The sequence below is a fragment of the Arthrobacter sp. genome (assembly GCF_031179985.1).
Taxonomy (GTDB): domain Bacteria; phylum Actinomycetota; class Actinomycetes; order Actinomycetales; family Micrococcaceae; genus Arthrobacter.
Window position 1 is genome coordinate 13,872 of record NZ_JAPSHJ010000052.1, and the last position, 10,042, is coordinate 23,913.

Annotated in this window: 12 protein-coding genes; 5 read left to right on the top strand and 7 right to left on the bottom strand. The window is 60.7% G+C overall.

The features are described from left to right. Positions 1–1,045 (top strand): serine hydrolase domain-containing protein (locus RIN13_RS17415; RefSeq protein ID WP_309108576.1); only part of this gene is annotated, 1,045 nt, incomplete at its 5' end. Here the strand turns inward: RIN13_RS17415 and RIN13_RS17420 are convergent. Then, positions 1,042–1,542 (bottom strand): AAA family ATPase, encoded by a 501-nt coding sequence (locus tag RIN13_RS17420; RefSeq protein ID WP_309108577.1) that lies wholly within the window; start codon positions 1,540–1,542, stop codon positions 1,042–1,044. The two genes, RIN13_RS17415 and RIN13_RS17420, sit on opposite strands and share 4 nt — an antisense overlap. 283 nt (positions 1,543–1,825) lie before the next feature. Here RIN13_RS17420 and RIN13_RS17425 point away from each other — a divergent pair, with 283 nt between their 5' ends. Continuing rightward, positions 1,826–2,122: a hypothetical protein gene (locus RIN13_RS17425; RefSeq protein ID WP_309108578.1), complete on the top strand. Its 297-nt coding sequence runs from the start codon at positions 1,826–1,828 to the stop codon at positions 2,120–2,122. A gap of 37 nt (positions 2,123–2,159) precedes the next feature. Here the strand turns inward: RIN13_RS17425 and RIN13_RS17430 are convergent, their stop codons facing one another. After that, positions 2,160–2,396 carry a hypothetical protein gene (locus RIN13_RS17430; protein ID WP_309108579.1) on the bottom strand — a complete coding sequence of 79 codons (237 nt, stop codon included), beginning with the start codon at positions 2,394–2,396 and terminating at the stop codon, positions 2,160–2,162. 21 nt (positions 2,397–2,417) lie between these two features. Between RIN13_RS17430 and RIN13_RS17435 the strand changes: the two genes are divergently transcribed. From RIN13_RS17435 to RIN13_RS17445, 3 genes are all read left to right on the top strand, one after another. Continuing rightward, entirely contained in the window at positions 2,418–3,167 is a 750-nt protein-coding gene (locus tag RIN13_RS17435; RefSeq protein WP_309108580.1) for a metalloregulator ArsR/SmtB family transcription factor, read from the top strand. 352 nt (positions 3,168–3,519) lie between these two features. After that, positions 3,520–4,095: an adenylate kinase gene (locus tag RIN13_RS17440; RefSeq protein WP_309108581.1), complete on the top strand. Its 576-nt coding sequence runs from the start codon at positions 3,520–3,522 to the stop codon at positions 4,093–4,095. A gap of 74 nt (positions 4,096–4,169) precedes the next feature. Continuing rightward, positions 4,170–4,628: a hypothetical protein gene (locus tag RIN13_RS17445; protein WP_309108582.1), complete on the top strand. Its 459-nt coding sequence runs from the start codon at positions 4,170–4,172 to the stop codon at positions 4,626–4,628. 39 nt (positions 4,629–4,667) lie between these two features. On the opposite strand, the gene RIN13_RS17450 is transcribed toward RIN13_RS17445, so the two are convergent. The 5 genes from RIN13_RS17450 to RIN13_RS17470 form a co-directional block, all read right to left on the bottom strand. After that, complete coding sequence (locus RIN13_RS17450) at positions 4,668–6,257, bottom strand: CoF synthetase (RefSeq protein WP_309108583.1); 1,590 nt, start codon at positions 6,255–6,257, stop codon at positions 4,668–4,670. Beyond that, positions 6,250–7,323 (bottom strand): hypothetical protein, encoded by a 1,074-nt coding sequence (locus RIN13_RS17455; RefSeq protein ID WP_309108584.1) that lies wholly within the window; start codon positions 7,321–7,323, stop codon positions 6,250–6,252. The genes RIN13_RS17450 and RIN13_RS17455 overlap by 8 nt, the downstream gene beginning before the upstream one ends. Positions 7,324–7,630: 307 nt before the next feature. Further along, complete coding sequence (locus tag RIN13_RS17460) at positions 7,631–8,467, bottom strand: DUF2182 domain-containing protein (protein WP_309108585.1); 837 nt, start codon at positions 8,465–8,467, stop codon at positions 7,631–7,633. 13 nt (positions 8,468–8,480) lie between these two features. After that, positions 8,481–9,098 carry a DUF1326 domain-containing protein gene (locus tag RIN13_RS17465; protein ID WP_309108586.1) on the bottom strand — a complete coding sequence of 206 codons (618 nt, stop codon included), beginning with the start codon at positions 9,096–9,098 and terminating at the stop codon, positions 8,481–8,483. A 393-nt stretch (positions 9,099–9,491) separates the two neighbouring features. Next, positions 9,492–9,698: a hypothetical protein gene (locus RIN13_RS17470; RefSeq protein WP_309108587.1), complete on the bottom strand. Its 207-nt coding sequence runs from the start codon at positions 9,696–9,698 to the stop codon at positions 9,492–9,494. Between the last annotated feature and the right edge of the window lie 344 nt (positions 9,699–10,042).

Sequence of the window (10,042 nt, forward strand, 5' to 3'; positions counted from 1 at the left end):
CGCGGGAGTCCCTGGTGAAGCATTCGGGTACGCCAATGCCAACTTCAACATTCTGGGTTTGTTGGTGGAAACGGTCTCCGGCCAGCCGTTCGGGCAGTACGTGGAGCAGCACGTCTTCGAGCCTCTGCAGATGGAGCATGGCCATACAAGCAAGGCTGCTGCCCGCGAGGACAACGTGGCTGCCGGGCATTCGCTGTGGTTCGGGTCATTTTGGCTGCGGACCCAAGTGCCGGCGGGCACCACCGGAATGCCCTCGACCACCATGTTTGCCTCCGCCGAGGACAAGAGCCACGAACTGATAGCGCTGCTGGACGAGGGTAATTACCGGGACCGCCGCATCCTCCAACCGGCAAGTGTGGAGGCCATCCTCGAGCCGCGGGTACGGATTGACGAGTCCAAGGAGTACGCCATGGGCTGGTTTACCCGTCCGCTGGTGGAATCCGTCGATCCCGCGTTACAGCCCGATCCTGCCACGTTGCCCTTGCTGGTGGAGCATCAAGGGGAATGGGGCAATTCGCACACCTACCAGGCTCTGGTTCCCGCCTCCGACCTCGGCGTTGTCCTGATGATCAACGGGAACGACACGTCGGCCCCGTCCCGGCTCAAGGCCATCGACACCAACGTTCTGCGCATCCTTCACGGGCAGGATCCGGCGCCGACGGTGGTGCCCGAGGACTGGCTGCAGCGCTACAGCTGGGCAGTCTCGCTGGGACTGCTGCTCCTGGAGCTTCTGAGCCTGTGGTTTTCGTTCAGGGTTCTGCTCCGTCGGGGTTCCCGGGCCCGACGGCGGTGGCCGCCTCTGGCGTTGGGTGCTGCCGCTTTGGTCCTCGACGGCTTCGCGCTATGGCTGTGCTTTATCTACGCGCCCACGAAGTTCGACACCAGCCTGGCCGTCATCGTCCGCCAGTTCCCCGACGTCGGACTCACCCTGGTGCCTGTGCTCCTGCTGGCGGTTATCTGGCCGGTACCCCGAACGCTCTGGCTGCTCCTTATGTTGTTACCGGGCTCAGTTCCGCGGCCGTTGTACGGTCGTGAGCGACGCTAGAACTGAACTTCAATACCTTCAAGAATAGCGTCAACAACTTCGTTGATGGGGCGCGCAGTATTAATAGTTATGCCTTCGGGTAAGGCCTCTTTAGTGGCATGCAAACGCAGTACAAATTCAGTGGTATTGACACTATCATTCACATCCCAATCATCCACTGTACGGCGGTCCAATCTCTCCCTGAGCGTTTCAGCATCCACATCCAATACATATACGTTGTCGAATGCGTCTATGAATTTTTGAAAGTTCCTTGAACCGCCACAGAAAAATGCCACCTCATCTTCTTTATTGGCAACTATCTCTCTGACTTTATCAACGTCCCATATATGATACTGAAATCCAGGAGCATCTGTTGGCCTTCCCGTTTCAGGGTCGCCGCGATAAGCCAGCTCATTATCGCCATCAATGGTTTTATATCCGCGTTTTCGGAGTTCGCCAGATACCGAACTTTTGCCCGTGCCCGAACTACCATCGATAAGATAATTCCTCTTCGCCATTGACTTATTGTACGAAAAAAAGGCCAATAAGAAGCGGCTTCGCGGATGAAGGAGCAGTGCCGCATTGCGGGAACCGGCCGTAGCCATCCACAGAAGTGAGGGTGGAAGGATCGTCGAGGACTGTATGGCTGCTCCTGAAGATGCGGGCACGTTCATAGCTGGGTCGGCCAGATCCAGGGGTGGCGGCAGCCTTGGACCGAGTGTACGCAAACTTCTTGACATCCCGAGTGACGGGGTCGATGGTTGGCATGTCCAGCGCATCCAGACCAACTAAGGAGCAGAGATGGAAGCCACGCCCTATGGTGTTGTGCACTTCTTCCCAGGAGGCACCAAGGAACAGTACGAGGCGTCAATTGCCGTCACTCACCCAGGCGAGGGGCGCCTGCCCGAAGGTCAGATCTTCCATGCCGGAGGCTCTTCTGCCGGTGGTTGGACGATCATAGGTGTCCATGAGTCGAAGGAGAGCTGGGAGAAATTCCGTGACGGCGTCCTGCTTCCCCGGATGCAGCAGGGTATCGAGGGCGGATTCACATCCCCGCCCGACGAGACGGTGATCGATCTGTACACGATCATGCCGTAGCAATTCGGGAGGGCGGCCTCCCCATCTTTACGCTTTTTCACAGCCCTTGGGCAGCTTCCTGCAGCGGAAGTTTGAGTGTCCTGAGCTTTCCGAGCAGATCCTGAGCATCCAGGACAACGTCAAAGATCGGCGTAGTTGATCCGTTGTTCAGAACGACGCCGTAGGCCAGCGGGTTTCCGTCAGTATCAAGATGGACAGCGCTCCACGAACCACAACGGCGCGCGACGCTGTTGGCTCGTGTCGCGTTCCGTAGAAGGCCTCGACAGGTGACCAATTAGTCACCTATTCTGGAGGGGTGGACGAAGTGTTTAAAGCCTTGGCCGACCCCACCCGCCGGGACCTGCTCGATGAGCTGTTCAGGGAGGACGGGCAGACGCTCCATGCGCTTGAGGCCCACTTCGACATGACCCGTTACGGTGTGATGAAGCACCTCAAACAGTTGGAAGAGGCAGGCCTGGTGGTGACCCGCCGTCGAGGTCGCGAAAAACTGCACTTCCTGAATCCTGTGCCCATCCGCCTGGTCCACGACCGCTGGGTCAGCAAATACGCAGAACCATGGGCCGCTGCCCTCAGCGACCTCAAAACCAGATTGGAAAGTCCCATGGAAAAGATCTTCGAAATCTACATCAAGACCACTCCGGAACGGCTCTGGGAAGCCATCACAGACAGCGGCATCCGCAGCAAGTACCAGTTCGGGATGAAAATCAACTCGGACTGGACGCCCGGCGGGCGCTTCGAAATGGCGCCCGACGGCGGTCAGCTCCTCGGCGAAGGAGAGAACCTCGAGGTGGATCCTCCCCGCAGACTCGTTCAGACCATGCGCGCACTTTGGGGCGAGGCCGTCAAAGCCGAAGGCACCTCCCGCATCACCTGGGAGATTGAACCTGTGGGCGACTCCTGCCACCTCATTGTCACCCACGATCAGCTGCGCGAAGGAGCCAACGAGGAGCTCTTCGGCGGTTGGCCGATGATCCTCTCCGGCCTGAAGACCTGGCTGGAAACGGGCGAAGTCCTCACGACCCCCGGATCACTCCTGTACACCTGACTGGACTGGGGGGCTTAGGCGGGCGCCGCCGTCGTACTCCAGCGGCAGAAGTTAGCCCTCGACCAATCTTTCAAACCAAGTCATGCAGCGTCTACTCTCACGCCGCGGATGCTCGTCCGCAGGAATGGTGTTCGGACTAGACGACGGAGACCTGGAACTTTTCTATCAATACCCGCACACTCTCTAACCCATGATGATGCAGGCTGACACGCCTTAGAGGGAACCCCCGCCTTGTTGCGGGGTTCCCTTTTGCCTGTTGGAGTTTCCCGACATGGTGGGACAATGAGGACTACGGCGCCAGCCAGCAGGAGTCACCTGCAAGTCTCCTGCGTGGCCGACCAGAGGAGCTCTGATGACGCGAATTCTGATGATGGGTCCTCCCGGAGTGGGCAAAGGCACCCAGGCGGTGCGGCTGGCAAGCCACCTCCAGGTCCCATGGATCTCCACCGGAGACCTGTTCCGTGAGCAGGTACGCAACGAAACAGCGCTGGGCCTCCAGATTCGGGATTTGATGGGCTCCGGCCACTATCTTCCGGACGAGATCGCGGATGAGTTGGTTTCCCACCGGCTCGCGGAACTCGACGCACAAGACGGTTTTATCCTGGACGGCTACCCACGCACAGCCGCCCAAGTGCAGTCACTGGATCTAGTGCTCTCAGCATCATCCGTGCACCTCACCGCCATCGTCGTACTTGACGCACACAGACGTGACATCATCGCCCGGCTTCTGCAGCGCGCCAGGGAACAAGGCCGCGCTGACGATACTCCCGAGGTGATCGACCGCCGCCTGCAGGTTTATGCCGACGAAGCCGCCGAGCTCTTCGGCTGCTATGCCGATCGCGGGGTCCTGCTCCATGTTGACGGCATGGGACATCCAGACGCCGTCGCGGCGCGGATCTGGGAGGCACTGCAGTTGCCGAAAGACTGACTGCCTTCGCCTCGTCGGAAGCGGATCACGGTCCCAAGGGGCCCCTGCTCTGTGTTGCGTGCAAGGATTTACTAATGACTATCGACGACGACAGCGCCAGACTGCCCCACCTCACGGACACCCATGACACCCCGACCGAAATCAGCCGGGGCTGGGATTCGATTGGAGCAATTATTGTCGATGCCTCCCTGCAACGGCGGCAAAACTACGAGGCAACCGTCAAGCCGCGGGTTGAAGCCCTTGTAGCCTCCTGGCCTGATGCAAACACGACCAGCGGGTTTCGGAACCGTCTTTCTACGGGGTCCCTCTCGCAAATCATCATGTGGCCGTCGCCCGGCCGCTTGGGACAGATAGAAGATTTGACCGCGGTGCTGGAGGACCAAGGCATCGAAACTGTCGAGGAACTGAGGGCCAGGCTCTCCGACCCCGCGGCCAGGGACGTCCTTCGGGAGGCTCTTGCGGGCGTACGCCACATGGGGCCGAAGGCACTGGAGTACTTCGACCTTCTCAGCGGCGTCTCAACCGGGAGGTAACCGAGACCGGGACTAAGCCAGGCCCCGCCGTCGTACTCCCTATGCCGCGTCCTTCTTCACCTGGTAAGTGAGGTCCAGGTTCCAGTCCTGGGGAGCCGAGGGACCGAGTTGCCAAACGTACTCGTTCTTGAGCTTCGCTCCGTCGGAGCGGAACGGGCCAGTGTGCAGCGGATAGAACGCAACCGTCGGCAGACTCGTGTCTGGTGATGTGAGGATTGCGTTGTTGAAATCGCCGTTCATGCGCCTCAATTGCTCCACGATGTAGGTCCTGCAGGCAGCCTCGTCCAGGGTGCCATCTTTGCTGGCTTTCGCTGTCAGCTGCAGCGCGATGTGAAGTTGCCGGTCGCCGTGATCGTCCTCGAAACTGACCAAACGGTGGTTCTCTACCGCTGAAAGAAGGGCCTGGTCGCCGCTGAGGACGTCGCGCAGGGCATCCGGTGCTACGACGGCTCCGTTGAAGTCGACGGACAGGTCGCTCCTGCCGTAGTGGAAGAGCAACGGTAGATCGAGGAACTGCTGCCGAATGACGTGTCCGAGTCCGAACTCCTTGAGCACGGCATTGAGTTCGCGCACGCGCATTACGTGCCCGCGGTCATGGATGTTGTAGCGGATCCGCGGATTGACGTTCTCTTTCCGCACAATCGTCACCACCAGCTCTCCATCCTCGTTTGTTTCCATGAGGTAGTCATACGGGTTGAACTGGAAGATCATCGGCAGCACCCCGTACTCCGCCTGCCTGGTGAGGCGGGCCGACAAATCAGGGTTGGCAGCAATGGCCTGCCGGAGCGCCACGGTGTAGTCCGTCTCGATGGCCAGGTTGATCTCAAGGTCGGAGGCCCCGTAGGAACCGAAGGCACTGTGGGCGTACTTGGTGATGTGCGCCCTCATGTTCTCGCTGATCCCCTCGCCGCCGAACGCCGCCACGATGTCATAGGCCTCCCAGTTGATCCGGTCGTCCTCGAACAAAGCCTTCAGGAACGGCGGATAACTGAGGATGATGTACGTGTAATCCGTCCCGAACTCGAGCATCGTGGCGATGACCTTGTTACGGTCCGGGCCGATGGATTTGATCATGGTGACGTCCGTGAGGGAAGTACTGACGTTCATTCCGGTAGCCCACGCCCCGAGCGAGAAGCAGTTGAGCACGAACGGCTGCTTCGTGAGAGTCTCCGCCGTGCGCGAGAAGCCGACCTGGAGCAGCTGCCGGGTGGCAAGGCGTTCGTCGAGGCCACGCACCCAGCTGGTGGGAACGCCTGAGCTCCCGGAAGATTCATCGACCACCACACCGTGGCGGGGAAGAACGCCGTTGACGCTGCGGGCAGGAATGGGCCAGCGTTTGATGTAGCTGTCTTTGTCCATCTCCGGCAGTGCGGCGAAAGCCTCGGCAAGGGTGTTGCCCTTGAGGGAAAGCCTTCCCGGCACACCTCGTTCGAGGAGGAAGGCTTTGTAGGCCGGCACCCGTTTGGCGGCCATTTCGAAAGTCCGCCAGGCCCTCCAGCGTCCTGCGGCCCACCGGAAAGGCTCAATGCCGGGCATCAGCAGTATCCGGTGTGTGGTGACCCGTGGCGTGAAAAGCCCCACGAACCTGTCCATCAGAAAGACGAAGGCGAAAATGAGCGTTTTACTCATGGCTGGCTCCTGTGGGGATGTGTCCCTCGGGCAAAAGACCGAGCAGCATCGAGGTGGCGGGGCGGCGGTGTGCAGTTGGAGGCGTGAAGCTGTAGCCGAATCTGAAGAGCATCCACGCCATCCTGTTGCCGGATTCGTGGATTCGGGCCTCTGCAACAAAATCGGCGTGCGATTCCGGGTTGGTGATGACTGTCCCGAAGGGATGCAGGTAGACGCCTCTTTCAGTGAAGAAGAGCCAGACCCGCATGAAGGTGCGCCCGGCTTCGAGATAGTGGGCAGGTTCGGCGAAGGGGCCTTCGAGCCATCCGAGCTGTCTTACACCGCGCATTGTGCGCAGATACATGGCCCTGATGAGGCCGCCGATGATCGGGAAGGACCACAGCCTGCGGTTCCGCATCGCGAAGCGAAGGATGGGTCCCGGCATGATCATGGTTTCGGCGCTGAGCCCGTCCGCCTTTGCGGCCGCTTCATCCTTTGAGAACCGCAACCACTGCATGATCTCGGCGTAGACGGCGTCATTCCGCAGGTCGGAAAAGAGCGTCTTCTGATTGATCTGCACCAGCGAAGAGACCGTGCGGGCATTGGCCGTCGAGCGGAAATCATACCCTTGCCCGGCGGCGATGGCGGAAGCTTCCCTCAGAATTTCCTCGCCCACGACCCTGTTGTCATAGGGCCGCCGGGACGTCTGCCTGGATCGGAATACAGCCAGCCGACGTTCAGCCGCGGACCGGGTCCCCGGGCTGGCCGGTTCCAGTCGCACCGTGCCAATAAGATGCAAACGGTCTACCGCATCGAAATCCATTTCCGAGTGATTAAGTGCCTCGATGGCGTGGTAGCCGCGAGCTGCAGCGACCACGGACAACGACTCCAGGAAAACACCCGCGCAAACGTGGGCGAACGGAATACCAAAAGGTTCGGCAGGCAGCCCGAGGTCCAGGTCATAGTAAATCTGTGCCGTTGTCTCGCTGATGGGCCGGAGCTTCATCGGCTGGGAGTTGTGCGGTGAGGGATACCAGCGGACGTCCTCGACGATGTCCAGCCACAAAGCCTCAGCGTCCCTAATCATCCGGCCAGCCTCTAAGACACCAGTAACAACAGCCAGCCACGGGAGCACTTCCCTTCGGTGAGTAGTTCGCAGCGACCAGCGAACTGTGACAACAAGGACCCCGGGAGCGTCAGCACATGCACCTGCAGGTTGTCGATCATCCCCCGCCATGAACGTATCCTGACGCGGCCACCTGCACTATGAAATTAAGGCAATCCTGCGGGAATCTTGCGGCCGGGCTGTCACTGCCGCTGAATTAGCGGCGTCGGCGATTACAGACGACGGCGGGCAACGTCCCGGATCACTTCGGCCTGCTCAGGTCCGGCTGCTACATCACCATCCCGCCACTCATCGGCGCGGGCCAGAAAACAACAGCGAGCGCTATGACACCCAGCGCAACCGCAATTGCGCGGTTGGCGAACCGTTTCCAGGGCAGCATCTTCTCGCCAGCGATAAAGGCCCCCACCAGTGCCATCCAACCGGTGCTCATAACGCCCAGGGCAAACAACGCCACCATGAGCGCCCAGCAGCACGCAACGCACCATGCGCCGTGCTCCACTCCCATGCGCAGCGCGCCACCATACCCGTTCCGCATCCGGTGCAGGATGAAGTCCATGGGACTCCTGCATTTCATCAGGGCGACATTTTTGGCGGGAGTGAACTGATAGGCGGCCGCAAGCAGGATCACTCCGGCGGCCAGGTACCGCCCGCCCTGATCGGGGGCGAAGATCCAGGGAACCAACGAAACCACGGATGCGTACAGCAGATAGGCCACCACACCGAAGACCGTCCATGTAATCAGGTAGCCAGCCACGAACACGGGGGTGGACCCGGGCGGCGCGTAGCGGCCCGTCTTACGGCGGTGGCTGTGAATTCGTGAATAGGCCACCACCATTGGCGCCACGGAGGGGAACATCATGGCCGACAGCATCACAACCCACGTGATGACGAACAGTCCCAGCGGTCCCGGATCCGTCCAGGTGCCCATGTCCATCCCGCTCATTTGCACGGAAGTGAAGACCCAGCTCGCCGCGGCCAGTATGAGCAGGACCGCGATCAGGCCAAACTCCCGCGGATCGACCCGGGACGCGGTGGCAGACGAAGGAGAGGCGGCGCGCCCAAGTGGGTGCGCGCCGCCTCTCGTGGACAGCTTCCTGCGCAGCATCAGCCAGGCGCGTTCAGGCCCGGCCCCGGGGGGCGTTCTCGGCCATCTCGCTTCCGTAGGTGAAGTCCGCGGTCTCACCGTAGACAGCGTCGAAGTCGAGGCCAAAGAGCTTCGAGTGCCCCCGCCCTTTTCCGATCCGGAATTCCTCGGCGAAACCGAACATCGCGTTCTTCTCGGTGGTGAAACCGCCGTCCGGCCCCAGCAGCGGCTCAAACGTGAAGTCCGCGTGCCCGGCCACCGAACCCGACGGGCTGTCGCCGTCGGAGAACCTGACGCTCGCACGCTCCGCACCCAGCCATTCCCCGTACAACGCGGCGAAATCCGCGAACGGGCCACCGGCATCACCATGGAGAATGGTTTCCAGAGCGCCGGCCTGGGCATCCGAGGCGCCGTCGTCGACGACGATCCCCACCTTCCAGTTGCCTGCGCTGAGGTTTGACGGGAACCAATTGGCGAAGGCGAAGGAAACTCCCGACAGGTCGGTATCATCGAGATTCCCGCTCGCGATCTGGAATACAGCTACGCCGCGGCACTCGCCATTCGAATCCGTGGGCGGGCCATCGACCGGGCAGGGACAGATCAACTGGCAGTTGCAGTTGGCAACATATTTTCCGGTCATTTCCCAAGACATTTGTGACTCCTCGCTGGCGCCCTCGCCTAGCAGAAGAGTCTAGACTCAGCGCCGAAATTCTTTGGGAGCGGGGCGGAAAGGCCCCGTTAAGGCAGACAGTATTCCCCCGAAATCTGCATGTCAATATGCTCGGAATAGCCCTTAAAACAACTCCACCGAACCGCTCCAGTCAAGGCCAAAAAGGCCTCCTCTACCCTATTTGGCGCCGCCGCAACCTCTCAGGATTACCGACGACGGCGATTAGAGCCGAGGCCGGGCCGCCCTTCTCCGCCGATGTGCAGCTTCTTCACTTCGGCTGCCCACTCGCCGAGTTGGGCGTCCAGGTACCCAAGGTCAGGGACCCGGAACTCGCCGGCCAGCAATGAGGCAATCGGTTCCCATTGCTGAGTGACCTCAAAGTAGCTTTTCGGCCAGAGGCTGGCCGGGCGCCGGAGGCTGTTGTGGCCGGGCAGCGGAGGCACTGGTGCCCTCAGCAGCAAAATCTGAGCCCTCAGCCGGATCCTGGGAGTGGGAGCGGATCTCGGGAAAATCCCGGGAGTCGTCTCCTTCAACCGGAGCCTCGCTGTGGATCCGGATATCGTCTGGATCTGATGTGCCCATTTCCCCATCCTTTGTTCGCTCGTATCTGACAGGTGCTACCGGCGTCGCCTGGGCAGAAGGTAGTAAGTGCCTGTTCCATCAACAGGCAGCCAGAGAAGCCGACGACAACAGTCTGCGCCGCCACCCCTGCAATGAGAAGCACAACTCCCTGGGCGGGTCGCGGATCACCCTCCCGCCCACGGGGGCAAGGCCAGGTTCCGGGCTGGAATTGCAGGAGATTGCTCCCGGCCCGGAGCATTGGCATACTTCACGCATGTCTTCCCTCCCCGTCGCCGCCGCCGACGACGTCATCAACCAGCCAGCGCGCGCCCAGTTCGAGGCGTTTCTCGACGAACACCGCAACG

Excerpts from the sequence above, each read along its gene's own strand:
- RIN13_RS17420 (WP_309108577.1), bottom strand. The coding sequence starts at position 1,542 with ATGGCGAAGAGGAATTATCTTATCGATGGTAGTTCGGGCACGGGCAAA.
- RIN13_RS17425 (WP_309108578.1), top strand. The coding sequence starts at position 1,826 with ATGGAAGCCACGCCCTATGGTGTTGTGCACTTCTTCCCAGGAGGCACC.
- RIN13_RS17440 (WP_309108581.1), top strand. The coding sequence starts at position 3,520 with ATGACGCGAATTCTGATGATGGGTCCTCCCGGAGTGGGCAAAGGCACC.
- RIN13_RS17445 (WP_309108582.1), top strand. The coding sequence starts at position 4,170 with ATGACTATCGACGACGACAGCGCCAGACTGCCCCACCTCACGGACACC.
- RIN13_RS17450 (WP_309108583.1), bottom strand. The coding sequence starts at position 6,257 with ATGAGTAAAACGCTCATTTTCGCCTTCGTCTTTCTGATGGACAGGTTC.
- RIN13_RS17455 (WP_309108584.1), bottom strand. The coding sequence starts at position 7,323 with ATGATTAGGGACGCTGAGGCTTTGTGGCTGGACATCGTCGAGGACGTC.
- RIN13_RS17460 (WP_309108585.1), bottom strand. The coding sequence starts at position 8,467 with ATGCTGCGCAGGAAGCTGTCCACGAGAGGCGGCGCGCACCCACTTGGG.
- RIN13_RS17465 (WP_309108586.1), bottom strand. The coding sequence starts at position 9,098 with ATGTCTTGGGAAATGACCGGAAAATATGTTGCCAACTGCAACTGCCAG.
- RIN13_RS17470 (WP_309108587.1), bottom strand. The coding sequence starts at position 9,698 with ATGGGCACATCAGATCCAGACGATATCCGGATCCACAGCGAGGCTCCG.